Annotated in this window: 22 protein-coding genes; 2 read left to right on the forward strand and 20 right to left on the reverse strand. The window is 65.4% G+C overall.

The window, feature by feature from the left end; translation table 11 throughout:
- Positions 1-50: 50 nt before the first annotated feature.
- From V1280_RS44965 to V1280_RS45060, 20 genes are all read right to left on the reverse strand, one after another.
- The gene (locus V1280_RS44965; protein WP_334537582.1) at positions 51-677 is read right to left on the reverse strand and encodes an FMN-dependent NADH-azoreductase; all 627 of its coding nucleotides are present in this window, start codon (positions 675-677) and stop codon (positions 51-53) included.
- Between the two features lie 3 nt (positions 678-680).
- Entirely contained in the window at positions 681-2,258 is a 1,578-nt protein-coding gene (locus tag V1280_RS44970) for an isochorismatase family protein (protein ID WP_334537584.1), read from the reverse strand.
- A 75-nt stretch (positions 2,259-2,333) separates the two neighbouring features.
- The gene (locus tag V1280_RS44975) at positions 2,334-3,182 is read right to left on the reverse strand and encodes an N-acyl homoserine lactonase family protein (RefSeq protein ID WP_334537586.1); all 849 of its coding nucleotides are present in this window, start codon (positions 3,180-3,182) and stop codon (positions 2,334-2,336) included.
- Between the two features lie 30 nt (positions 3,183-3,212).
- Positions 3,213-4,097: an amidohydrolase family protein gene (locus V1280_RS44980; protein ID WP_334537588.1), complete on the reverse strand. Its 885-nt coding sequence runs from the start codon at positions 4,095-4,097 to the stop codon at positions 3,213-3,215.
- On the reverse strand, positions 4,094-5,215 hold the full coding sequence (locus V1280_RS44985) for a vWA domain-containing protein (RefSeq protein ID WP_334537589.1): 1,122 nt from the start codon (positions 5,213-5,215) through the stop codon (positions 4,094-4,096). The genes V1280_RS44980 and V1280_RS44985 overlap by 4 nt, the downstream gene beginning before the upstream one ends.
- Entirely contained in the window at positions 5,212-6,093 is an 882-nt protein-coding gene (locus V1280_RS44990) for an AAA family ATPase (protein ID WP_334537591.1), read from the reverse strand. The genes V1280_RS44985 and V1280_RS44990 overlap by 4 nt, the downstream gene beginning before the upstream one ends.
- A gap of 12 nt (positions 6,094-6,105) precedes the next feature.
- The gene (locus tag V1280_RS44995) at positions 6,106-7,128 is read right to left on the reverse strand and encodes a xanthine dehydrogenase family protein molybdopterin-binding subunit (protein WP_148773314.1); all 1,023 of its coding nucleotides are present in this window, start codon (positions 7,126-7,128) and stop codon (positions 6,106-6,108) included.
- Positions 7,129-8,721: a xanthine dehydrogenase family protein molybdopterin-binding subunit gene (locus V1280_RS45000; protein WP_334537594.1), complete on the reverse strand. Its 1,593-nt coding sequence runs from the start codon at positions 8,719-8,721 to the stop codon at positions 7,129-7,131.
- A 12-nt stretch (positions 8,722-8,733) separates the two neighbouring features.
- The gene (locus V1280_RS45005) at positions 8,734-9,210 is read right to left on the reverse strand and encodes a (2Fe-2S)-binding protein (RefSeq protein WP_148773316.1); all 477 of its coding nucleotides are present in this window, start codon (positions 9,208-9,210) and stop codon (positions 8,734-8,736) included.
- Positions 9,211-9,216: 6 nt separating this feature from the next.
- Positions 9,217-10,035, reverse strand: a complete 819-nt coding sequence (locus tag V1280_RS45010) for an FAD binding domain-containing protein (protein WP_334537596.1) — start codon at positions 10,033-10,035, stop codon at positions 9,217-9,219.
- Positions 10,036-10,479: an SRPBCC family protein gene (locus V1280_RS45015; RefSeq protein WP_334537598.1), complete on the reverse strand. Its 444-nt coding sequence runs from the start codon at positions 10,477-10,479 to the stop codon at positions 10,036-10,038.
- A gap of 3 nt (positions 10,480-10,482) precedes the next feature.
- Positions 10,483-10,920, reverse strand: a complete 438-nt coding sequence (locus V1280_RS45020) for an SRPBCC family protein (RefSeq protein WP_008140518.1) — start codon at positions 10,918-10,920, stop codon at positions 10,483-10,485.
- Positions 10,921-10,930: 10 nt separating this feature from the next.
- Positions 10,931-13,837, reverse strand: coding sequence for a flotillin family protein (locus tag V1280_RS45025; protein WP_334537602.1), 2,907 nt, complete (start codon positions 13,835-13,837; stop codon positions 10,931-10,933).
- A gap of 26 nt (positions 13,838-13,863) precedes the next feature.
- A complete protein-coding gene (locus V1280_RS45030) occupies positions 13,864-14,697 on the reverse strand; it encodes a phosphoenolpyruvate hydrolase family protein (protein WP_334537603.1) in 834 nt (277 codons plus the stop codon).
- A 3-nt stretch (positions 14,698-14,700) separates the two neighbouring features.
- Positions 14,701-16,917 carry an ABC transporter permease gene (locus V1280_RS45035; RefSeq protein WP_334537604.1) on the reverse strand — a complete coding sequence of 739 codons (2,217 nt, stop codon included), beginning with the start codon at positions 16,915-16,917 and terminating at the stop codon, positions 14,701-14,703.
- Positions 16,910-17,692: an ABC transporter ATP-binding protein gene (locus V1280_RS45040; protein WP_334537606.1), complete on the reverse strand. Its 783-nt coding sequence runs from the start codon at positions 17,690-17,692 to the stop codon at positions 16,910-16,912. The genes V1280_RS45035 and V1280_RS45040 overlap by 8 nt, the downstream gene beginning before the upstream one ends.
- Positions 17,685-18,773, reverse strand: a complete 1,089-nt coding sequence (locus V1280_RS45045) for a branched-chain amino acid ABC transporter permease (RefSeq protein WP_334537608.1) — start codon at positions 18,771-18,773, stop codon at positions 17,685-17,687. The genes V1280_RS45040 and V1280_RS45045 overlap by 8 nt, the downstream gene beginning before the upstream one ends.
- Before the next feature lies 1 nt (position 18,774).
- Positions 18,775-19,785, reverse strand: a complete 1,011-nt coding sequence (locus V1280_RS45050) for a branched-chain amino acid ABC transporter permease (RefSeq protein ID WP_334537609.1) — start codon at positions 19,783-19,785, stop codon at positions 18,775-18,777.
- Positions 19,786-19,961: 176 nt separating this feature from the next.
- Positions 19,962-20,789: an AraC family transcriptional regulator gene (locus V1280_RS45055; protein ID WP_334537610.1), complete on the reverse strand. Its 828-nt coding sequence runs from the start codon at positions 20,787-20,789 to the stop codon at positions 19,962-19,964.
- Positions 20,790-20,920: 131 nt separating this feature from the next.
- Positions 20,921-22,171: an ABC transporter substrate-binding protein gene (locus tag V1280_RS45060; RefSeq protein WP_334537612.1), complete on the reverse strand. Its 1,251-nt coding sequence runs from the start codon at positions 22,169-22,171 to the stop codon at positions 20,921-20,923.
- A gap of 619 nt (positions 22,172-22,790) precedes the next feature.
- Between V1280_RS45060 and V1280_RS45065 the strand changes: the two genes are divergently transcribed.
- Both V1280_RS45065 and V1280_RS45070 read left to right on the forward strand, forming a co-directional pair.
- On the forward strand, positions 22,791-24,317 hold the full coding sequence (locus tag V1280_RS45065; protein WP_334538600.1) for a sugar ABC transporter ATP-binding protein: 1,527 nt from the start codon (positions 22,791-22,793) through the stop codon (positions 24,315-24,317).
- Positions 24,314-25,306, forward strand: a complete 993-nt coding sequence (locus V1280_RS45070; protein WP_334537614.1) for an ABC transporter permease — start codon at positions 24,314-24,316, stop codon at positions 25,304-25,306. The genes V1280_RS45065 and V1280_RS45070 overlap by 4 nt, the downstream gene beginning before the upstream one ends.
- Positions 25,307-25,323: the final 17 nt, after the last annotated feature.

Here is a 25,323-nt window from a genome sequence, read left to right on the forward strand (position 1 = left end):
GAATTGGCAGATGACGATGCTGCCTCATACTCCGTCATTGCGAGCGCAGCTCAGAACCGCTTGGCCATCTCGGCGAGGCGGCGGTGGGCGGTGTCGCGGGCGGCGCGGATCGGCTCAGTTGGGCCTGCCGTTGGGCCGATCGGCACGAAGCGTACGTCTTTGACGCCGATAAAGCGGAGCGCTTCGCGCAAGTACGGCGTCGCCATGTCGATGCGGCCGCGATTCATGCCGGTGGCAAAGTCGCTGCCGGAGGCGAGGATGACGATGGTCGGCCGGTCTTTCAGCAACGGAAGATAGCCCTGCGCCGGATCGAAGCGGAACGTCAGGCCGGGCTGGATGACGATGTCGAACCACTGCTTCAGCTTGTAGGGGATGCCGAAATTCCACATCGGCGTCGAGATCAGCACCCGCTCCGCGAGCGAGAAGCGCAGCGCCATCCGCTCGGCTTCGGCAAAGCTGTCTCGTTGTGCGTCGTTGAAGGCCTGCGCGTTCATTCGCGCATATTTGGCCTCGACGATGGGACCGGCAAATTCCGGCATGCGCTCGTGCCAGAGATCGACCACGTCGATGTCCCAATCCGGGCGGGCCTGGCGAAAGCCGTCAAGGAAGAGTCGCGCGCCCGCGCTCGACTCGGAATCGGCACGCGGGGAGCAGGAGAGGTGCAAAAGCTTTGCCACCACTCATCCCAGCGCTCTGATGATGGCATCCGCCCGCGTGACCACTGCGACGTTCTGCATGGCAAAATTGATCGAGGCCGAGTGCCAGTCCGCATTCATGGTCGAGCAGCAGTCCTCCGGCACGATCATGAAATAGCCCTTGTCGGCGCCAGTGCGCGCGGTGTGCTCGACCGACATGTTGGTCCAGGCGCCGGTGTTGATGATCATGTCGCGGCCGGTGGCCTTGAGGATCGTCTCCAGCCGCGTGCCCTCCCAGGCGCTCATCCGCATCTTCTCGACCACGAAGTCGCCAGGGCGCGGCTCGAGGCCGGACACCGGCGCAGCCCCCCAGCTGCCGCGCACCATCGCCTTGCTGTCGACGAGACCCTCGAACAGCGGCGCGTTCAGCGTCACGCCGGGCGCGCCGGGCTCGACCACGAACCAGACATGGATGATGGTGACGCCGCGCGCGCGGGCCGTTTCCGCGAGGCGCCGGACGTTCTCGACGACATGCTGCTGTTTCGCGTGACCGGGCGCGCCGGAGTCAGCAAACGCGCCACCGTCCATGATGACGTCGTTCTGGAGGTCCTGGATGATCATGGCACAGCGGTTTGGATCGAGGTGCAACTCGCCGTCAGCTAGGATAGGAGCCGCAGCGGCAGGGCCGGCGTTCGTGGCACCGCCACCACTGCGCCTGCCACTCATATAGGGCTCATGACGCGGCCCGGCCTTGGTCGGGATGGCGTAGACCGAATGCGTCGAGGTCAGGTACAGCGTGCGGAAATCCTGTCCGCCCCAGGCGAGGTTGGCGACGAGCTCGGGCACGCGAACCTTTCCAAGCAACTCGCCGCGCGGCGAATAGACCCAGACGCCGCCGGGCGCGGTGACCCAGACATTGCCGTGCTGGTCGCACTTCATGCCGTCGGGCAGGCCGGGCTCCAGCTCGGAGCGGATGCCGCTCGCGAACACGCGCGCGTTCGACAGTGTGCCGTCGGCATTGACGTCGAACACGCGGATCAGCGCCTGCACGGTGTCGTTGACATAAAGCAGCTTCTCGTCGGGCGAGAAGCACAGTCCGTTCGGCTGATCGAACAGGGTTCTGTCGACCACCAGCTTGGGCTCGCTGCCGGGCACGACGCGATAGACGCCCTGAAAGCCGAGCTGGCGCGGCCGCTCCACGCCATAAACCGGCATGCGGCCATACCAGGGATCGGAGAAATAGATCGCGCCGCAAGAGTGCACGCAGACGTCGTTCGGGCTGTTGAGCTCCTGTCCGCCGAAATGCGAGGCCAGCACTTCGCGCCGTCCGTCCGGCCGTTCGCGGATCAGCGACGAGGTCGCGTGTTCGCAGACGATCAGATTGAGCTCGGCGTCGTAGGTCATGCCGTTGCATTTGTTCGAGGGACGCTTGACCTCGGCGACGCCGCGCCGCGCATCCCAGCGCCGGCGCACGTCGCCCGGCATGTCCGAGAACAGCAGGTACTGATCGACCGGGTGCCAGATCGGCCCTTCCGTGAAGTCAAAGCCAGTGCCGACCTGCGCAACGGGTGCGTAAGGATCGATCAGGGTTTCAAATTCGGAGCGCAATGTGACGTGTGTCATCGGTCGGTCCTCAAAAGCATGATCCGGAAAAGTGTGAAGCGGTTTTCCGAGAAGATCATGCGCAGACAAAAAGGCTCAGGCCGGGAACCAGTTGCGTGCGGGCAGGGATTGCACGATGGGGCCCGGAACTTGGTCGTGGAGCCGGCCCACGACGTTACCGCCTTCGATCTTGGCGGGGCGGTCGTGCACCGGCAGCAGATAGCGCGAGTTGCTGAGGAGTTTCTTGATCGCGGCCTTCTCGGCGCGCTTGCTGGTGCCATGGTTGCCGGTGGTGCGTGGCTCCCAGTCGTGGATCTCGTTGAAGGGGGTCACGATCTGGTCGTTGAAATCGTAGATCACATCGCCGCAGATGGTGGCGATGCCGTCGGCGGTCTCGACGATGATGTTCATCGAGCCCTCGGTGTGCGCGCCGGCAGCGTCGCAATAGACTCCGGGCATCAGCTCGATCGGGCCGGTGATCTCGAGATCAAGAAAACGCAGCGCGCTCCTGGTGTGCAGCCGATCGATCAGGTGCTTGATGTCAGGCGCCGGGTACTGCGGATGCATCAGGCCAGAGACGGAATATTCCAGCTCCTTGCGGTTGAGGACGACGGTCGTGTTCATTGGGAACAGGTCGTCCTTGCCGGCATGGTCGATGTGCAGATGGGTATGGCAGACGAAGCGCACGTCGCCCATGCGCACGCCGTGACGGGCCAGCTGGTTCTCGATCATGTGTTCGTGGTACTGCAAGCCGCGCATGCCCAGCGTCTCCATGATCTGGTTGGAGCGATAGCCGGTATCGACCACGACCGGATATTTGCCGCCGAGGATCAAAAAGCCCAGCGTGAGGACGCGGCGGGTGCGGCCGCAATCGCGGCCGAGCACGAGAAAACTCGATTCCAGCTCGATATCGCCGTAGTCCAGGATCTTGATCTCCAGCGCCATTCGTTTCCCTCCCTGTTCCGTTTTTATTTATCAAAGCCGATAGACGCGCGTTGCGGTGCCCCTGAAGATCGCATCCCGTTGCTCGGCGCTCAGCGGGGCTGTCGCGGCACGAAATGCGTCGACGAGTTCGCGATAGCTGGTCCACAATTTCTCGATCGGAAAATTGGAGCCGAACAGGCAGCGCTCGGCACCGAAGATTGCGACGGTATCCGTAACCACGGCTGCGATATGCGCGGAGTCGTTGCGATGGATGAACGTGCCGAGGCCCGAGAGCTTCGAGACCACGTTCGGACAGACCGCGAGCCGGGCCATGCCAGCGCGCCAGGCCGCGCGGCCCGCGGGCGAGAGGTCTTCGAGCATGCCAGCATGCTGAAGGACGAATGTCACCTTGGGGCAGGACTCGGCGAGCAGCGCCGCATCCGGCATCTGTGGTGTGAAGACCTGGAGATCAAAACTCCAGCCGTAATCGGCGAGCCGCGCGACGTTGCGGCGGACCGTCGGATCGATGCAGAGATCGGGCTTTGCTGCGAAACGATAGAGCGGATTCTCGTGCCAGTGCAGCTGCATGCGCACGCCACGCACCAGCGGATAGCGCTTCAGGCGGTCGAGCTGCGGGCGCACGTCGTCCACCGCGAAATTGGCATAGGCGACGATGGCGTGCGGCCAGCCGTGCTCGTCGGCGGTCTCCTGCACCCATGCGGCTTCGTCCTCGAAGCGGTCGTTGGCCCAGTTGGTCTGGACATAGACCGAGCGGGTGACGCCGCCGCCCTTGAGGTCGTTGAGATATTCCTGGATCGGGTAATCACGGCGAATGGCCTCGTAGGGTCCGAAGATGCGGGGCTGCATCGGGCCGACCAGCCAGGGCAGGTCGGCCTGCCGCCAGATATGATGATGGCTGTCGACAATCTCGGTCACGCAACTCTCCTTCGTCCCAATGCCAGTACATGCGCGACGATCGACGCGCTCGATCCGCCGTCGGCGAGATCGTCGACGAAGCGCTCGATGGCGAGGAGCGCTTCGGTCTGCGGGCGAAACCCTGGACCCGCCGCGAGTGGCGTCAGCCAGCTCACGCGCCAGGCCCGCCGCGACAGCTTTGCGACCGCATCGCGCAGCGCGTCGGGGTCACCGCGCTCCAATCCGTCCGAGACGACGACCACGGCTGCTCCACGCGCATATCCACCGAAGCGGGGCACCGCGAGGAAGGCCTGCAGCGCGTCCCCGATGCGGGTGCCGCCGTCCCAGTCGCTGACGAGATGGGCTGCCGCGCTCAAGGCCTGTTCGCGGCGTTTCAGTCGCAACGCACGCGTGACGCGGGTCAGGCGCGTGCCGAAGGTGAAGACCTCGACGTTGGGCGCAGCCTGCACCAGCGCATGGGCGAGCTTCATGTTGTCTTCAGTGCGGCTCTTCATCGAGCCGGAGACGTCGATCAGCAGCAGGAATTTTCGCGGGCGCTGGCGCCGCTTCATATGGCCGAGCCGCAGAATCTCGCCGTCGCTCCGGACGGAATCGCGCAAAGTGCGACGGAGATCGGCAAACGGCCCGCGGCGCGCCCGCATGCGGCGATGGCCGCGCCGCCGCGGCAGGCGCCGGGGAGCCTCACGCGACAGGCGACGAAGCGCATCTGTCGTGGAAAGCTGCGCAAAGCGACGCTCAACCAGCGCCTCGGTGCGGCTGGCGGTCAGGCCGGAGTCATTGGCCTCGTCGGAGAGAAGCGGCTCCTCGTCGCCGCGGCTCTCTTCCTGGAGGCGGACGGTCTCGTCGTCCTCGCCGTCATCGACACGCTCCAGCGCCTCGCTGCCGCGGAAGTGGAGATCGAACAGCCGGTCGAAGGTCGCGCGGCGTTCGGGCGGCGGAGCGAGGGTGGCCAGTGCGGCCTGCCTGATGTCCCGGAGGTCGCGTGGCCCGAGCAGCGCGATCGCGGTGAGGAACGCGGTGGTCTGCTCCGGGGCGACGGCAAAGCTGTTGGCACGCAAGAGCGCAACGAAGGAGACGAAGATGCGCGCGGCGCGCGGAAGCTGGTGTTCGGTGCTCATGCGGTCGCCTCCGCGAGCATGGCGTCCAGTCGGGGCGAGATGAAGTGCAGATCCTCCTCGTCCTTGAGTGCCACGCCGATCGAGCGCTTGAACGCGTCGGGCCAGCGCGCGCCGCCCTTGTGCAAGAGCGTTGCGGCCTCGGCCCAGTCGACGGCCTCGGCGATGCCGGGCGCCTTGCTGAGCGGCTCGCGCCGGAGCCTGCCGACGGCCGCGACGACAGCGCGCGCGGTCGCTTCCGCAACACTGGAGGCCCGCAGCATGATGATGCGTGCCTCACGCTCTTCGGTGGGATAGTCGATCCAGTGGTAGACGCAGCGACGGCGCAAGGCCTCGTGCAAATCGCGCGTGCGGTTCGACGTCAGCACGACGACGGGGCGCTCGGCGGCACGCACCGTGCCGCGCTCGGGGATCGAGATCTGGAAGTCGGACAGGAATTCGAGCAGGAAAGCCTCGAATTCCTGGTCAGCGCGGTCGATTTCGTCGATCAAGAGCACGGTCGAGTCCGGCGCACGCAGGGTCGCCAGCATGGGACGCTCGATCAAAAAGGTCTCACCGTAGATGTCGATGCTCTCGTCGCCGGCCTGGCGGATCGCAAGCATCTGGCGCGGGTAGTTCCACTCGTAGAGCGCCGCGGAGGCGTCGATACCCTCGTAGCATTGCAGGCGGATCAACCGACGACCGAGCACGGCGGCGATGGCCTTTGCGGCCTCCGTCTTGCCGACGCCCGGAGCGCCCTCGAGCAGCAGCGGTTTGCCGAGCGCAAGGCCGAGATAGGCGGCGGTCGCGAGCCCCTCGTCGGCGAGGTAATAGGCCGCGCGCAGCGCCTTCTCCAGCGCGTCCGGGCTATCGATGCCGACGATGTTGCTGCGGACCGCCATGAACCAAAACCTCTAGCGCCGCGCCTGCGGCCGCGCGCCGCCCTGGGCCTTGATCGCGCGAAGCACCTTCTCCGGAGTGATCGGCAGGTCATCGATGCGCACGCCGACTGCGTTGAAGATCGCATTGGCGACCGCCGGCAGCACCGGGTTCGCACACATCTCACCCGGACCCTTGGCGCCGAATGGGCCGTCGGGCGCAGGGCGCTCCAGCACAGCGATATCATGCGGGCAGATATCGCCGGGGCCGGGCATCAGATATTCGACGAAGTCGCGCGGGCCGTGCACGGGTTCGGGATAGTAAGGCTCTGGCGTCTCGTAGAGCGCGTGGCTGACGCCCATCCAGGCGCCGCCGACGAGCTGTTGCTCGACCAGACGCGGATTGAGTGCGCGGCCGAGCTCATAGGCCGAGTCCATCCGCACCATTGCGACTTCGCCAGTCTCGTCGTCGACATCGACCTCGGCGACGAGGCAGGCATGGGCGTAGCAGGTCGCGGGCGACATCTCGCCGGTTTCGGGATTGACTTCGGAGAGCGGCACCAGAAAGATGCCGCGGCCGGAGATGGTCTTGCCCTGCTTGAACTGCGCGGCGATCGCGACGTCCTTGGTCGAGATCGAGCGGTGCGGTGCGCCCTTGACGTGGATATTGCCGCGTCCGTCGGTATCGAGATCGGCGGCGTTGACCTCGAGTTCCTCGGCGGCGGCTTCCATCATGACGCCGCGCGCCTCGCGGGCCGCTGCCATCACTGCGTTGCCGACGCGATGCGTTCCGCGCGAGGCGAACGAGCCCATGCAATGCGGGCCGGTGTCGGAATCCGCGGTGTCGACATAGACGTCCTCGACCGGCACGCCCAACGTTTCCGCGCAGATCTGCCGCGTCACCGACTTCATGCCCTGGCCGAGGTCGATGGACGACAGCGCCACCGTGAACTTGCCGCTCGGGTTGGAATGCACCAGCGCCTGGCTGGGGTCGCCGCCGAGATTCATGCCGATGGGATAGTTGATCGACGCGATGCCGCGCCCGCGATGCCGGGTCATCTAGCGCCTCCTGCCGAAGACCGAAGAGAAACGGGTCGCGCCATGCGCCGGTGCCGCGGGCCGCGGCGAGGGTGGCGGCGGAGTGGGCGGTGGCGGCTCGCGCGGCGGTTCGCGGGTGACGGTGGGCGGGAGCCGGTCGTAGCTGGTGCGCTGCTGCGCCGGAGCGGTGGGCCGTGCGCGCGAAGAATCTGCCGGGGTCGGCGGGATCACGGCGCGGCTACCGCCGCCGTCCTTGCGCGAGGACGCCCGCTTGAATTCCTCGCGCAGCGGCCACTTGGCTTTCTCAGCCGCAACCTGGACGCACTCGATCAGCGCTGTGTTCTTGGCCTCGCGCCGGTGCGCCTTCATGTCGCCGTCGCGATAGGCGTTCAGGATTCGGAATTCCATCGGGTCCATGTTGACGAGGTGCGCCAGCTTGTCCATCTGGCACTCGATCGCAAAGTCCATCGCGGTCACGCCGAAACCGCGCATGGCGGTCGCCGGCGTGCGGTTGGTGAAGACGCAATAGACGTCGCCATAGACGTTCGGGATGGTGTAGGGGCCCGGCAAATGCGCGGCGCATTTCACGGCGGCATAGCTCGACAGCCGCGTATAGGCGCCGCTGTCAAAATAGCATCGGATCTTGCGCGCGACGACGCGGCCGTCGCGCATCACGCCGTCCTTGATGTAGATGCGCTCGGCGCCGCGCGGCGGGCCGTATTGCATCTCCTCCTCGCGCCCGAACACGTAGCGCACGGGCCGCCCGGTCAGCATCGCGCCGAGGATGGCAAGCGGCTCGGTCAGCGTGTCCACCTTGCCGCCAAAGCCGCCGCCGACCGTGCCGCCGATGAAGTGGAAGGTGTTGGAGGGTACGTCCAGGATCTTGGCGCAGGTATCGACCGAGAAGAACAGCGCCTGCGTCGAGGTGTAGACCACATAGCGGCCGTTGGTATCGGGTGCTGCGATCGCGCCGTTGGTCTCGGTCGGGGCGTGCTCGATCGGCGACATCTGGTAGCGCTGCTCCAGCACGTGATCGGCGGTCGCCAGCGCCGCGTCGGCGTCGCCGAAGCGCAGTTTTTGGTGATCGTAGGTCTCGTGATAGGTGAACGTGTTCTTGGGATAGGTCTCGTTGACGATGGGCGCACCGGGCTTCAGCGCGTCCTCGACGTCGAACACCGCCGCCAGCGGCTGGTAGTCGACCTTGACCTTGGCGACGGCCTCGAAGGCCTCGCGCTCGCTGTCGGCGACGATCGCGACGATCGGCTCGCCCTTGTAGCGGACCTTGTCGACCGCGAGCGACGGCTCGTCGTCCTTGCCGAAATTGATCAGGCTCAGAAGCGTGTTGAGATTAACCGGCACATCAGTGCCGCGGATGATCCGGCGTACGCCGGCCGAGCGCTCGGCCTCTGCGGTGTCGATGCGGCGAATTCGTGCATGCGCCTGCGTCGAACGGACGACCTTCAGGTGCAGCATGCCCTGCAGCTTGTGGTCGTTGAAATAGCTGGACGTGCCCGTGACATGGCCGAGCATGTCCTGGCGCTGGGTGCCCTTGCCGATCTCCTTCAGATTGTCGTCGCGCTCGTCGGCGAAGATGTCCTTGCGCAGTTCCAGCATGGTCGCGTTCCCTTAGGCGCTGACCCGGCCGCCGGCGGCGGCGAGGATGGCATTGATGATCGGCTCGTAGCCGGTGCAGCGGCAGATGTTGCCGGAGATGGCTTCAATGACTTCGTCGCGGCTGGGCGAGGGGTTGCGATCGAGCAGGGCTTTCGCCGCCATCAGCATGCCCGGCGTGCAATAGCCGCACTGGGCGGCGAATTGGTCGGCGAAGGCGCGCTGCAGCGGATGCAGGTTCGGGCCTTGTTTCATGCCGTCGAGTGTCTCGATCGAACGGCCAGCCACGGTTTCCGCCAGCGTCAGGCAGGAGAGATGAAGCTCGCCGTCAATCAGCACGCTGCAGGTGCCGCAGCCGCCCTGGCCGCAGCCGAATTTGGGCGTCATGTCGCCGATCAACTCGCGCAACGCGACCAGGAGATTGGTGCCGCCATCGACGAAGATCGCGACGTCGCGGCCATTGTGACGAAATTGCAGGGGTACCTTGGACATGAGGCTCTATTCCTGACCGGACAGCAGACGGCGCAGATGCACGCCGACGATCTCGCGTCGATACCAGGCGCTGCCGAGCGCGTTGTCGGATGGCGATGTTCCCTCGGTGGCGGCGGATGCAGCGGCAGCGATGGTCGCGGCATCCAGCGAGCGGCCCTCCAGCGCCCGCTCTGCAGCGCGGGCGCGGATCTGGGTCGGCGCCATAGAGCCCAGTGCGATCCGGGCGCCAGCGATCCGGCCGCCGCTGATCGGCAGATGCGCGGCCAGCGTGATGACCGAGCCGCCCTTCGGTTTGATGCGCGCGATCTTGCGATAGCGGAATGCCTCGCTGCTTGCCGGCCGGGCGCAGGAGACCGACAGGACCAATGTCCCGGCCTGTCGCTCGCGCGCCTGCAAGAACTCCTCGATCGGGATGTCGCGCGAGCCGAAGCCGCCTTGCACGGCCACGGTGGCGTCGAGCGCCAGCAGCGCGACGGTGAAATCGCCATAAGGGTTTGGGGCGAAGAGATTGCCGCCGACAGTCCCCATGTTGCGAACGGCGGGGCCACCGATCGAACGGGCGGGGGCGTGGAGGAAGCCGAGATCTCGCTCGGCAAGGACGCGCGCGAAAGTGACGCTCGCACCCAGTGTGATGCGCGGGCCGGAGGCATCGATCCGGGCCAGCGCCTGGTCCCGGGCGCGGACGACGGTCGAGATCGACACATCGCCCTCGTTCAGCGCCCGCATCACCAGCGTTCCGCCGCCGAGATAGCGCGCGGAGCGGTCCGAGGACAGCGCGCCGGCCGCCTCGCTGGCACTGGCGAAAGTCTTCACTGTCACGGCCATCTAGGCGGCCTCCTTGAGATGTCGGCGGATTGCTTCGAACCCGGCCTGATAAATGTCCTCGGCGACCATGTGGGTAATGCGGTCCCTGTCTTCGGGTTTCGTGGTGAAGCGCGACTCCCAGTGCCAGAAGGTGCGGTCGCCGTCGGTGACCGGCAGCAGGCGGACATGGGCGACGTAGTTGAACATCGGGATCGGGGTATCGAGCAGGCAATAGCTGAAGCTTTGCTCGAGGTCGGACAGCGCCAGCAATTGTTCGCGCAGCTCGGCGCCGTCCTTCAGCTTGAACCGCCTGACGCAGCCGATCTTGTCGGATGCGTGCGCGCGCTCGATCGACGAGGTCGCGACCGCCGGATGCCAGCGATCGTGCCCGTTGAAATCGCGCAGCATCGCCCACGCCGCTTCGGTCGGTGCGTCCAGGATCGTGCTTTTGACGATATGCGGCACGGATCAACCTCCGAACACGCGCTTGAGGGCATCGAACCCGCCCTGGAACACGCCGCCGCCGATGTTGCCCACGAGCTCGGTCTCGCGCTCCGGCGCGCAGTCGAATTCCGCGGTCCATTCCATAAAGGTCTGGTCGCCGTCGGTGACGGGCGTCAGCCGCAAGGTCGCGACGTAGTTCTCGACGCCCATCGGGGATTCCAGGATCGAATAGGTGCAGAACATGTCGTAGTCGGAGAGGCCCAGCAGCTTCTCGCGGATGCGGTCGCCGTTGCGCAGGCGAAAATCCCTCACGCAGCCGATCTTGTCGGAGGGCTCGCCGCCCTCGATGCGGCTCTCCGCGATCGCGGGATGCCAGTTCGGCAGGCCGTTGAAGTCGCGCACCCGGGCCCAGACGCGGTCGTTGCGCGCATTGACGACGGTGGAGACGTAGACGCGTGGCATGGGTCAGACCTCAGCTCTTCTTCCGCGGACCGCGCTCGGCCGGCGGTTCGCCGCCGCCCTCAGCGGCAGGCGGGGAGGCTGCGGTCTTGTCGCCGCCACCGCCACCCTTGCGCGCGGATTCCTTGATGCCCTGCATGTCGCGGGCCTCGCGGATCAGGCCCGGCATCTTCGAGAGGCTGCCGCCCTCGACACCGATGTCCGCCAGGAGGGAGTCGATCAGCGGCGCCTGCACGCGGTAGCGCAGCGCCGAATCGATCACCTCGTCGGTGGCGCTGCGGCCGCCATTGCCACCGCCGCCGTTGCCGTTGAGGCCATCGACCTGGAGGATGCGAATGCCCTCGATCTTCTCCATCGGCTTGACGCTCTCCCGCACAATGCCCTCGATGCGGTCGAGCAGCTTTCTGCGGAACAGCGAGTAGCGCGCCTGGTCGGTGAGCACGTTCTCGGCCTCATTGAGCATCCGCTGCGCTTCGGCCTCGACGGTGGCACGGACACGCTCCGCGTCCGCGGCAATCCGCGTTTCCTCGGCCTGCTTCTCGGCGAGCATGACTTCGACCGTCCTGCGACGTTTGGCGATCTCGCTCTCGCGCGCGGTGATGACGCGCTCGGTTGCCTCGGTGGCCCGCATCCGCGCTTCCTCGGCCATCGCCTTGGCAGCAGATTCTTCCAGCGACTTCTGGTGGATCGCGATCGCCTTCTCCATCAGAACCGTCTCGACCTCTTTCTCGCGATTGACCTCGAGCTTGCGCAGCTCGCGTTCGCGGCCGACGCGGGCCTCGTCGAGGCCGCGGTCGGAGGCAATGCGGGCGCGCTCGACCTCCTCACGGGAGGCGATCTCTGCCTCCTGCAGCGACTGGACCCGGGCGACCTCGAGCTGCTCGATCGCGCGGCGGCGTTCCAGGCGGGCGGCTTCCAGCGCCTGCTCGCGGGAGACGTCGGTGGTTTCGACCTCTTTCCGGGCGACGATCTCGGCCTGCCGGACCTGGCGATCGGCATCGATCCGCTCGGACTTTTTGGCGGAGAGGGCGATGACGCGGTCTTCGTCCGCGATCTCGATCGCCTTCTTCTGCTCGATATTGAGCACCTCGCGCTTCTTGGAAGAGTTGATCCGCTCAGCCTCTAGCGCGAGATCGACGACGATGCGCTGGCGCTCGATCGCGTCGCGCCGCTTCAGATCGGCCGCTTCCAGCACGCCGGTGCGCTCGATTTCGAGCGATCGGGTGTCGCGCTCGGCCTGGATACGCTCGGCGGCGACCGCCTTCTCCTGGGCGATGCGGGCTGCCTCGATCGCTTCGCGAGAGGCGATGTCGGCCTCCTCGACGGCGCGGTTGCGGGCGATCTCCAGGGAGCGGACGCGTTCCTCCTGGGCGATGCGGCTTGCTTCCGTCGTCTCGCGTGCGGCGATGCCGGCGACCTCGAGGGTCTGGTTGCGTTCGATCTCCAACTGCCGCGTGTTCTGCTCGGCGGCGATGCGATCGGCGGCGAGCGTCCGCTCGCGGGCGATACGGGCCGCCTCGACGGCGCGTTGCGCCTCGATCTCGGCCTCCTGGATGGTGCGGACCTGCTGGATCTCCAGCGCGCGGGTGCGTTCGTCCGAGGAGATACGCTCGACATTGACGATCAGCGTCTGGGCGATGCGCGCCTTCTCGGTGGCTTCGCGGGCCGCGATTTCGGCCTCGTCGACGGCGCGGGTGCGCTCGATCTCGCGGCGTCGCGTCTCCTCCTCGTTGGCGATGCGGGCGTCAGTGACGACGCGGTCCTGCTGGATGCGGGCCTTCTCGATCGATTCGCGGGCGGCGATCTCGGCTTCCTCGACGGTGCGCATCCGCTCGATCTCGCGTTGGCGGACCTCGCGTTCGGATGCAATCCGCGTCGTGTCGATCGAGCGCTGATTGGCGATCCGGGTCTTCTCGATATCTTCGCGGGCCAGCAGTTCCTTCTCTTCGATGGTGCGGGTGCGCTCGATCTCCTTCTGGCGAGTCTCGCGCTCGGAGGCGATACGGGCCTCCGCAATCGCCTGCTCGTTGGCGATCCGGGAGCGTTCGATCGCCTCCCGCGCCGAGATCTGGGCCTGTTCGGCCTCGGTTTCCCGGAGCGCGCGTTCGCGGGCGACTTCGGTGCGCTGAAGTGCGCGCCGCATCTCGATGTCGCGCTCCTGTTCCAGGCGTGCAGTCTCGCTTTCGCGCTCGATGTCCAGCGCCTGACGCTCGGCCTCCAGATTGCGAGTGCGGATCCTGATCATCGAGTCCTGCTCGATGTCGTTGCGCAGCTTGCGCCTCGCCTCGATGTCCTCCATCAGCTTGGTCAAGCCTTCGGCGTCAAAGCGGTTCGAAGGATTGAAGAATTCCAGGTCAGTCTGGTCGAGATCGGTGATGGCGACGGATTCCAGCTCAAGACCGTTTTGGGCGAGGGCCTCGGCCGCATTGGTCTTGACGCGCGTGACATAGTCGCCGCGCCGTTCGTGCATCTCTTCGAGGGTCATTTCGGATGCGACCGAGCGGATCGCGGAAATGAACTTGCCGGCCAGCAGTGCGTGGAGCTGTTCCGGCTCCATGGTGCGACGGCCGAGCGTTGCGGCGGCGATCGAGACGGCTTCGCGGGTGGCCTGGACCCGGACATAGAAGTCGGCCTCGATATCGACGCGCATGCGATCGCGCGTGATTACGGCGTCCTGCCGTGAACGTACGATGCCCATCGGTAGCACGTTCATGTTGACCGACGTGTAATCGTGAATGAAGGGCAGCACGAAGGCGCCGCCGTTGATCACCACGCGTTCGCCGAGGAAACCGGTCCGGACGAACGAGACCTCCTTGGAGGAGCGGTGGTAGAGCCAGTTGACGATGTAGACGCCAACCACAATCACGATGATCGCGACGATCAGCCAGAGGATGAGCTCGCCGACCAGGATCCCTGACATGTTTCCCTCCCTCAATCTTGCAGGCGCTATCGCGTGCCGATCGCCTTGAATTTGCGTACCTGTTCCGTCAGCGCCCGCTCCACCGGAAGCCGCTCCATCGAGGAGGCCCCGTAGAAGCCGTGGCAGTAACGGGTGTTCTTCATGATGAAATCGGCGTCCGCGGGATCCGCGATCGGGCCGCCATGGGCGAGCACGAGGATGTCCGGATTGACGCTCAGCGCGGCCGAGGCCCAGATGTCGATGCGCGCCGGGCAGTCCTTGAGCTTGGGCGCGGTCTGCGCGCCGATCGTTCCGCCGGTGGTGAGCCCGAGATGGCAGACGATGATATCAGCGCCGGCGATCGCCATCGCGGCGGCTTCCTTCTCGCTGAAGACGTAGGGCGTCGTCAGCAAATCCTTCTCGCGCGCCTTGGCGATCATGTCGATCTCCAGCGCGTAGGACATGCCGGTCTCTTCGAGATTGGCGCGGAAGACGCCGTCAATCAGGCCGACGGTTGGGAAGTTCTGCACGCCGGCGAAGCCGAGTGCCTTGAGCTGGTCGAGGAACACATCCATATCGCGGAATGGATCGGTGCCGTTGACGCCGGCGAGCACCGGCGTCTTGCTGACCACGGGCAGCACTTCGCCGGCCATCTCCAGCACGATGGCGTTGGCGTCGCCATAAGGCATCAGCCCGGCAAGCGAGCCGCGGCCGGCCATGCGGTAGCGGCCGGAATTGTAGATCACGATGAGATCGACGCCGCCGGCTTCCTCGCACTTGGCCGACAGGCCGGTGCCGGCGCCGCCTCCGACGATCGGCTCGCCGCGTTTCGCCATCTCGCGAAACCGTTTCAATAAGGTAGCGCGTTCAAACCGGGCCATCGGTCACCTCGCTGCTCTCCGGCGCGCCCCGGCGCGTCCGAACAGGGTTCGGAACGCAGCTGTGATGGTCGAGGCGAACTCGGGATCGTTGATGTTCTGCTTGACGCGGATCAATTGGCGATTGCCCGTCGCACGCACCGTGCGCTCCAGCGTGCGGAACAGGGCGGCGTCGGCATCGCCATCCCAGAACGGCTGGCCGCGGGCATCGAGCGCGGAGACGCCGCCCTCGGGCAGGAAGAAGCGCACCGGGCCATCCATCTGGTTGAGCCGCTCGCCGATCCAGCGGCCCATGCGCTCGTTCTCCTCCACTGTCGTCCGCATCAATGTCACCTGCGGATTGTGGACGTGGAATTTGCGGCCGCGGTAGCGCTCGGGGATGGTTTCGGGCGCGCCGAAATTGACCATGTCGAGCGCGCCGACCGAGCCGATATAGGGCAGGCGGGTGCGGATGATCGCGCCAAAGCGATCCTCCGTCGCCGGAAATACGCCGCCCATCAGGAGGTCGCAGATCTCGGTGGTGGTGAGATCGATCACGCCGGCGATCTGACCGGAATCGACCAGCTTCTCCATCGAGCGGCCGCCGACACCGGTGGCATGGAAGACGAGGCATTCGAAGTCGTCGCGCAGATCGGCCGCGATCTTCTGCACCGCCGGCGTGGTGACGCCGAACATGGTGATGCCGACTGACGGCAGCCCGGCGCTCGCTGCTCGCTCTTTGGCCTCGCGCTGGTCGAGGCGGGCCTTGACCATGCCGGCGATGGCGTTGGCGCCGTTCGACAGCACCGCACGCGAGATCGAATTGAGGCCCTGCACGTCGGTGACTGAATACATCATGGTGATGTCGGCGGGGCCGACATAGGGCGCGACGTCGCCGGAGGCGACCGAGGAGATGATCAGTTTTGGCACGCCGACGGGGAGGCTACGCATTCCCGGCGCGACCAGTGATGCCGCACCCGAGCCGCCAGCGGAAATCACGCCCGCAATATTGCCCTGCCGCTTGATCCAATTGGCGAACGCGTCAGCCATTGCGGTGACTGCAGCACCGCGGTCCGGGCCGAACACGGCCGAGCCGCCGCGGCCGTGGTTCAGCGCGATTTCCTGCGCGGAGACATCGGCGCTTGCGTGCTTGCCGCTAGTGGAGACGTCGACCAGCCGTGTGCGCAAGCCGCTTTCGGCAATGATGTCGCGGATGAAGCGGAGTTCCGTGCCCTTGGTGTCGAGTGTGCCGACGACCAGCACGACCGGAGGGCCGGAGCTTTGCGCCGTCACCGGCTCGCGCTTGCGCCGTGCGGTCTCGTCGAGGCGGGCGACCTGTGTCGAGAGCGTGCGTGCGGCGGCCTCGATGCGTCCGATCGGGACCGGCTGCGACCACCGTGTCGGCGGCGTCGGATTGGAGATGTAGATCCGGATCGGGCCGCTGCTGCGTGCAGGCTGAGGGCCCGGCTTTGCTTCGCCGCCGGTAGCCGGCACATCGATGTCGGGTGTGAGTTCGGCGTGCAGTCCGACGCCTAGCAGGCGCTGCTGCAGCTCACGGTCGGTCGACAGCCGACCAGAGTCGATGATGCGGTTGATGCGGCCGTTGACCATGATCGCGACATTGCGCGAGATCGCGGTGGCGACGCCGATATTTTGCTCGATCACGAGCACGGACATGTCGCCGTCCTCGCCGAGCTGCAGCAGCATTTCCTCGACCTGGGCGACGATGACGGGCGCAAGCCCCTCGGTCGGCTCGTCCATGATCAGCAGCTGCGGATTGGTCAGCAGCGCACGCGAGATTGCGAGCATCTGCTGCTCGCCTCCGGAGAGCTGGCCGCCGCCATGGTCCTTGCGTTCGGCGAGCCGCGGAAAGGTGTCGTAGATGCGTTCGACGGTCCAGGCACCTGACCGCATCCCGCCGGCGAGGCGCAGATGCTCGTCGACGCTGAGCGAGCGCCACAGCCGCCGGCCCTGCGGCACATAGCCGACGCCGAGCCGCGCGATATGCGCAGGTGGCCGCCGCGTGATGTCCTCGCCGCGGATTCGGATCGAGCCGCCGCTCACCGGCACCAGGCCCATGATCGCCTTGCACAGCGTGGTCTTGCCCATGCCGTTGCGGCCGACCACCGAGAATACGCCGGCGTCGAGCGAGAGGTCGACGCCCTGCAGCGCGTGTGAATGGCCGTAATAGACGTCGAGGCCTCGGACCTCGAGCGCGGCGGGAGCGCGGCGGACCTCACTCATGGCCGCCTCCGAGATAAAGCTCCTGCACCTCGGGGTCGGACTGGATCTCCTCTGGCACGCCTTCCTTGAAGATGCGGCCGTTGTGCATCATCGTTACGCTCTCGACGACGCGCAGGGCCACGTCCATGTCGTGCTCGATGATGATGTAGCCGATATGCGCCGGCAGCGAGGTCAGGATCTCGACCAGCTCGGCCCGCTCGGTCGGTGAGAGGCCGGCGGCGGGCTCATCGAACAGCACGAACCGAGGGGCGCCTGCGAGCGCCAGCGCGATTTCGAGCTGGCGCTGCTGGCCGTGCGCGAGCTCGGCGACGCGCTGATCCTTCACTGCGGCGAGGTGCACCGCCTGCACCAGACTGTCTGCAGCATGCATCAGCGCATCGTTCTGGCCGGGACGCAGGAACGAGAAGCGCCCGCGCGAGACGCCACGGCAGGCGAGGTAGACATTGTCCTGGACGGTGAGGCCGGGGAACAGCGCGGAGATCTGATAGGTCCGCCGCAGCCCGCGACGGATGCGCTCATAGGGCGGGAAGTGCGTGACGTCCTCGCCGAAGAAGCGGATCGTGCCTGATGTGGGCGGGAAGTCGCCGGTGATGCAGTTGAACAGCGTGGTCTTGCCGGCGCCGTTGGAGCCGAGCACGGCGCGCCGCTCGCCGGGGCGCACGGTGATGGTGACGTCGGTCAGCGCCGCCAGTGCGCCGAACAGCCGGGTGACGCCGCGCAGCTCGAGTGCGGCACCGGCACCAACCGCGGAGAGGCGCTGGGCGACGCTATCCATGGCCGCGCCCTCCGCCCGGGCGATCTGACAGGGGATGTTGGCTCTGGCGCCAGCGTTGCCACAGGCCGATCACGCCATCTGACGACCAGAACACGATGGCGAGGAAGCCGAGGCCGATCAGCAGCCGGAACCGGTTGCCGTCGAGTCCGATCTTGACCAGGAAGTCGAGCGCAAACGTGCGCAGGAGAACGAAGACCAGTGCGCCAATATAGGGACCGATCGGGCGGGTAATGCCGCCGACGACGGCGATGATGAGAATGTCGATGCAGGCGCCGACGCTGACCGAGCCCGGCGAGATCTGGCGGTAGTTCCAGACCTGGAGCACGCCGGCGAGGCCCGCGATGAAGGACGCCACCGCATAGGCTGCGATGCGGTGCGCATTGACGTTGAAGCCGAGCGCGGCCATGCGGCGCGGATTGTCGCGCACGCCCTGCAGCGCGAGGCCGAATGGCGCGCGCGAGATGTAGTCGACGGCGAAGTAGCAGAGCGCGGCGACCGCGAGCACGATGTAATAGAAGGGGATGTCGGCGCGCCAGTTGACGCCCCAGAAGCGCGGCGTGCCGACGTTGTTGATGCCGGTGTGGCCGTTGAAGATCGCCCAGTTCTGGTTGGTGAAGTAGTAGAAGGCAGCACCGATCGCGAGCGTGATCATGATGGTGTAGATGCCCTCGGTGCGCACCGCGAGGGCGCCGCCGAGCGTGCCGAAGATCGTTGCGAGCGTCAGCGCCATCGGCACCGCCAGCCACCACGGCCAGCCCAGGCTGATATTGGCGTTGTCGCTGGTGCCGAACACCGCGACCATGTAGGCGCAGAAGCCCGCAATGGTGAGCTGCATCAGACTGACCATGCCGCCATAGCCGGCGAGGAACATCAGGCTGAGCGCGATGGTGCCGAGGATCAGCGTTGTCGCAAAAATCTCGATCAGGAAGAAGCCGTTGGCGATCAACGGCATGATCAGGAGGATGGCCGCCACGATCCAGGCCGCGGGATTGTTGACGTCGGGCCAGCCGCGTACGACCGGGCGCTGTGCCGTTGGGGCGGCGGTGCGGACCTGAATGCGGGCGTCGTGGGTGACGGTCATGTCAGCGCCTCGCGAGCAGGCCCTGCGGCCGAAGCGCCAGCACCAGCACCATGATCAGAAAGGTCACGACGATGGCATAGGTCGGGATGTAGACCGAGCCAAGCTGCTCGGCGAGGCCGATGATGAGTGCGCCGAGTGCGGCACCTGGTATCGAGCCCATGCCGCCGACGATCACGACCACGAGGGATGCGAGCAGGAAACGGATGTCCTCACCGGGGGAGAGTGACTGGAAGGTGCCGCCCACGACGCCTGCAATACCGGCAAGCCCGGCGCCGAGCGCGAAGACGAGCACGAAGACGATCTGGATGCGCACGCCGGTTGCGGCAAGGATGTCACGATCGTCGACGCCGGCGCGGATGATCATGCCGATCCGGGTGCGGTTGAGCGCGAGCCACATCGCGATGCCGATGATCACGGAGGCCAGGAAGATCACGAGCCGGACCAGCGGATAGCGCAAATAGACCGGTTCGCCCGAGGATTTCACCGCGGTGAGCAGCGGCAGATCGATCGGACCGATCAGCCAGGTCGGCGTCTGGATTTGATAGAAGTCGCCGCCGCAGGCCCACAGCATGAGATCGGCGAACACGATCGAGAGCCCGATCGTCACCATGGTCTGGCGCAGATCCTGGCCCTCCATGCGGCGGAAGACGAGGACCTGGAGCAGGACGCCGACCAGCGCCGTCAGGATGAAGGCGACGATGAAGGAAAGGATCCAGGATCCGGTCGAGGCGCTGATGGCGTAACCGACGTAGCCGCCGAACAGATAGAGCGAGCCGTGCGCGAGGTTGACGTTACGCATCAGGCCGAAGATCAGCGTGAAGCCGCTGGCGACGAGGAAATAGAGACCGCCGAGCGTGATGCCGTTGAAGAGCGCGTTGAGGAACACCCGCTTGCGGCCGATCGCCTCTTCAAGCCCCGGCGGCCACACGGCGAAGATCAGCCACAGTGCTACTGCGATTGCGATGATGACGATCAACGCCCAGGCGGGATGGCGCTCGACAAAGCGCGTCATGGCTTCACCTCGTGCCCCTTGTGGGCGAGGTCGCACGCAGACCGTTGCCGGCCGCAAGCCCTGCCATGAACGTACGCTCCCTATCGACCGCGATCCTCTTGTCGGGATCGCGTTGCGCACATCCTAGTAGGACGCACGGGAGCGCATTTGATCGTGAGTATCTTTTCGCGCACTCGTCAGCCGCGCAAAACCTTGGCCGCGCGGCGATAATCGGTCGGCGCCATCCCGACATTGGCGGCGAAGAAACGGGTGAAACCGCTCTGCGAGGAGAAGCCGAGATCGAAGCCGATATCGGCGATCGGCGCTTCACTCGCCACCAACGCCTCCAGCGCCTGCTCCATCATCAGCGTGTTGAGATAGAGGTGAGGGGTAACGCCGGTCTGGGTGCGGAACAGCCGGTAGAAATGGGGGCGCGACAGGCCGGATTCGCGCGCGATGGTGTCGAGCTCGATCTCGGCGCCGGGGCTCTCCGACATCATCTTGATGCACTTGCGCACGCGAAAATCGGTGACGGAGCCGTTCGCGCGTGGATCTCGCGTGAGCTCGGCTTGCTGCCAGCTTTCGTCGTAGCAGATATCGATCAGACTTCTCAGCTCGCCATCGAGGCTATTCAGCGAGGGTGCGCCGCACACAAGGGCGGCCGCGTGCCTGATATGCTTGTCCAAGGCGACTGACCGCTTGAGCTGGGTGCGGCCGAAGCGAAGGCGGTCGGCACCGGGCGCGTCGGGCGCGAACCACTCCGCATTGACATAGAGCACGAAGAAAACGGCGCCGCCGTCGAGATCGGACGGCAGGAAATTATGCGGCTCCCATGGATTGACTGCGACCACGGAACCTTCGGTGAGCTCGTAACGTCCATCGTTGACGTCGATGCATGCGGGACGTCCCCCGACATGGAAGATCAAGTGACCTTCGCGATGTGCGTGGATGTTGAAGGGGCGGTTCAACTGATAGACCGTCGCCCGGCCAAAGCGGCCGTGGAAGACGGCGAGCGCCCGGCTCATGCCTTCCCTCCCAGAAGCTCTCGTCTTTTTTTGATAGCGTTCAACAACCGGGGAGAGAATGCAAGGGCGCACGTGTCGCGCTCTTTGCAAATCTCTCCCCGGTCAGTCATGGCGTCGCTGATGCGACTACGTCAGTACTTCTTACATTCCGGTACCGTACGGCTTGGCAAACCGATCTTGGCGAACACTGCGGGGTCGTAGCCCAGCGTCTGGTTCACATTCGGAATCACCTTCACGACCTTCGAGAACAGCGCACCCTTGCCGTCGTCGACGACTTCGGTGACGAAGTTGGTGCCGATCGCCTGGCGGTTGGCGTCGAGCTTGATCTTGCCGTTGGGCGCATCGAGCTCGATCTTCGCCAGCGCGGCCTTGTACTTGGACTGGTTGTCGCTGAGATCGCCGTTGACCTGACGCAGCGCCAGGATCAGTGCCATGGTCGAGCCGTAATAGTTGGTCGCGAGCAGCGACGGGCTCGGGAAGCGCTTGTTCGGCGGGAAGGCGTCCTGATAGTCCTTCACGAACTTCTGCCAACCCGGATCTTCCCAGGTGTCGGCCTGGCCGCTCGCGGCCAGCGTGCCGACCAGCGCGTTCTTGGCGTTGCCCTTGGACGACAAAATGGTCTGATCGATCATGATCGAGCCGCCCATCAGATGCGCCTTGCCGCCGGCCTGCTGGTACTGGTTGAGGAAGTTGACAGCATCCGCGCCGCCGAGGCCGAGATAGATCGCATCGACGTCGTCGGGCAAGGCGGCGATGACCGAGGCAAAGTCCTTGGTGCCGAGCGGCACCCATTGCCTGTTGGTGACTTGTCCGCCGGCGCCGCAGAATTCGAGCACGAGGCCGAACACCTGGGTGTAGATGAAGGAATAGTCCTCGCCGACGGTCGCTATCTTGCGATACTTCTTGTCCTCATAGGCGTATTTGCCGAGGCCGACCTGCCACTGCGCGCCGTCCATATTGTAGCGGAAGAAGTTCGGGGCGGGATCGACGTAGGTCGTTTCCTGGGCGCCGGAAGCCGCGTTGATGAAGGTCAGCTCCGGATGGGTCTTTGCAAAATTCTTGACCGCGATGCCCTCGTCGCCTGATAGCGGCGACAGCAGGATTTGCACCTTGTCCTGCTCGATCAGCTTTCGCACCGCGCGGACCGCGGAATCTGGCGTCGCGTCGGTCGAGGCGATGACGAATTCGAGTTCCTTGTCGCCGACCTTCTTGCCGAGCACGTTGAGTGCCGTCTGGAATCCGCGGATGCCGTCCTCGCCGAGCACGGTGTAGGTGCCTTCGAGCGTCGCGGTGACGCCGACCTTGATCTTCTCCTGCGCGAAGGCGGTGCCCGACAACAACAGGCTGCTCAACGCGATGAGTCCTAGACTGCCTTTCAACATTGCTCTCCTCCCTGGGGCGTTCTTGTCGCTGTTTTTCACCGCATCCTCGCGCGCCCGCCGCGCGGTGCGACGTTTTTGCAAGGCCAACGGTTCTTGAGATGGAGGCTAACCGAAGTCGGATGCGGCGCACGTGTCGGAGCCCTATGCGGCTTAACGGGCAGTCTCATTTTGAATGGTGCGTCGCAAATCGTTCCGCGGTGCAACGTCGCGCGCGTCTTCGACGTTGTGATCAGCGTCATCGCTAATCGTTCGCGTAATCACCGCAGCGCGTGGTCTCGGCGACGCGCTGCGATCAGGACCCACTCCGTGCTCGTTCGCTTGGGCGTGCGCAACCAGCACGTGCATGATCAATCCAGCAGACCGAACTCCTCCGGGGACGGCGGAGCGCTGGCCACCTGGGACCGTCCGAAGCGCAATCGGGGCCAGCAATCATTTCACCTGGCTCCAACACGCGATCTGCCATTGACAGGTCGCCCGAGGTGATAGAATTATAACAGGATAAGTTGCAAAAATAACAAGATGTCACCATCGTACCAGCGTCTCGCAGGGCGACGGGAGGAAAGTTTTGGAATTGTCCGGTTCGGGTACAGCAGAGCCTCGGACGTCGACCTCGCTTGTGATGGTCAGTGGCATCAACAAGCGCTTCGGCGGCGTGCGAGCGCTACGCGACGTCAACCTCGAGGTTCGCGCCGGCGAGGTACACGCGCTGCTGGGCGAGAACGGCGCGGGAAAATCCACGCTGATCAAGATCCTCAGTGGTGTTCATGCCCTCGACAGCGGCACGATCGAGATCGCCGGCAGGCCGGTGGAATTCGACAGCCCGGCGAAGTCGCGCGAGGCGGGGATCGCCGTCGTCTATCAGGACCTCAGCCTCGTCGAATCCTTGAGCGTCGCGGACAATCTGTTGCTCGGCCGTGAGCCGCGCGCGCGTTTCGGCTTCGTGCGGCAACGTGCGCTGATGGCCAGGGCCGAGGCGTTCCTCAACGAGCTCGGGATTCCCCTGGATACGAGAGCGACTGTCGGCTCGCTGCCTTTCGCCTATCGCCAGATGACGGAGATCGCCAAGGCGTTGATGGGCGAGGTCCGGCTTTTGATCCTCGATGAGCCGACTTCCTCGCTGACATCGGATGAGGTCCGGATCCTGTTCGACGCGATCGGGAAGGCAACGCGCCGCGGAGTCGGCGTGATCTATGTGACCCATCGGCTCAATGAGGTCTTCGAGATCTCGCAGCGCGTGACGGTGCTGCGTGACGGCGCCAACGCCGGCACGTTTGTCACCGCCGAAACCGACATGAAGCGGCTGGTGAACGCGATCGTCGGAACCGATCGATCGGTATCCACGGGCCCGCGCGTCGAACCTGCCGCGAAGCGTCAATTGGATCCGTCGCCGGTCTTGTCGCTGTCGGATGTATCCAACGACCGGCTTCGCGCCGTCGAGCTCTCTGTGCTGAAGGGCGAGATCCACGGCCTCGCCGGGTTGATCGGCAGCGGACGCACGGAGATTCTGGAGACAGTATTTGGGCTCCGGCCGCTCGAGAGCGGCGCAATCGAGATCGAGGGCCGGCGATGGCTGCCAAAGGGGCCGGCCGATGCGATCGAGCAGGGCATCGCGCTGGTGCCGGAAGACCGGCACGTGCAGGGTCTGGTCCTGGACCATTCGATCGAACGTAACGTCACCTTGCCGCGGATTCCCCATTTCTCGCGCTGGGGCTGGATGCAGCAACGCGCCGCCGCCAGGCGTGCGGAAACCGCGATTGCCAGGCTTTCGGTGAAAGCGCCAGGCGCGTTCAGCCTGGTCAGGACACTCTCCGGCGGTAACCAGCAAAAGGTCGTGTTCGGAAAATGGAATGATCCGCGGCCCCGCGTGCTGCTCCTGGACGAACCGACGGTCGGCGTCGACGTGGGCGCACGCGAGGAGATCTATGCCGTGATCCGGAATGCCGTCCGCGACGGCAGCGGGGTCCTGGTCGTCTCGTCCGATCTCGTCGAATTGATCGAGCTTTGCGACCGCATCTCCGTGATCGTCAACGGGCGTGTGGCTCGCACGCTGGCGCGCGGCGAGATCGATGATGCCGAAGAGCTGCATCATCTCCTCCAGATGTACCAGGCCTCGGGGCCAGGCCGGTTGCAAGAGCTTCCCGCATGACCGAACTGACTGCTCCCAAATTGGTCGCCTCGTCGACCCGATCCGATCGCCGCCGCAGGATTCTCCAGAATCTGCTGCGGGGCGAGCGGCCGTACATGCTGTACATCGCCTTCGTGATCCTGCTGGTCGTGTTCAGCCTGTCTTCGCCCTGGTTCCTCTCGGTCGACAATTTCCTGAACATCGGGCGCCAGACCACGCTGGTGTCGATCATCGCGGTCGGCATGACCTTCATCATCATCGCCCGTCAGATCGATCTGTCGGTTGCCTCGACATTGGCGCTGTCAGGCATGGCGGCCGCTCTCGCGATGAGCCAGATCAACAACAGCTGGATCGTCGGCGCCGTGGCCGGGCTCGGCACCGGTGCGCTGGTCGGGCTGCTCAATGGCATCCTGACCACACAGCTATCGATCCCGTCGTTCCTGGTGACGCTGGGCTCGCTGAGCATGGCGCGCGGACTGGCGATGATGGTGACCAACACCAAGCCGGTGATCATCACCAACGAGACCTATTTCGCGATCTTCGGGGAAGGCACGTGCCTCGGCATACCCGTTCCGATCGCCTGGACGTTGGCGGCGATGATCATCGGCATCCTGCTGTTGCACTACAACGTGTTCGGCCGGCGCATCTATGCGGTCGGCGGCAATCCGACCGCGGCGCTCTATTCCGGCATCAATACTAAACGGATCACGACTGCGGCCTTTGTCCTGACCGGCACGCTGGCCGGACTGGCGGCGCTGGTGCTGTCGGCGCGTTCACATGCCGCGCGGCCGGATGTCGTGCAAGGCATGGAGCTTGACGTCATCGCCGCGGTGATCCTCGGCGGCTGCAGCCTGTTCGGCGGGCGCGGCTACATCCTGGGAACACTGTTCGGCAGCTTGATCATCGGTACGCTCAACAACGGCCTCGTTCTGCTCGGCGTGAGCTCGCCGATGCAGCTCGTGATCAAGGGCGCGATCATCGTCGCCGCGGTTGCTTTCACGAAACGCTAGTCGAAGTCAGGCGCGGC

Origin of the sequence: Bradyrhizobium sp. AZCC 2230 (genome assembly GCF_036924495.1) — a bacterium.
In the GTDB taxonomy this organism is placed as follows: domain Bacteria; phylum Pseudomonadota; class Alphaproteobacteria; order Rhizobiales; family Xanthobacteraceae; genus Bradyrhizobium; species Bradyrhizobium rifense.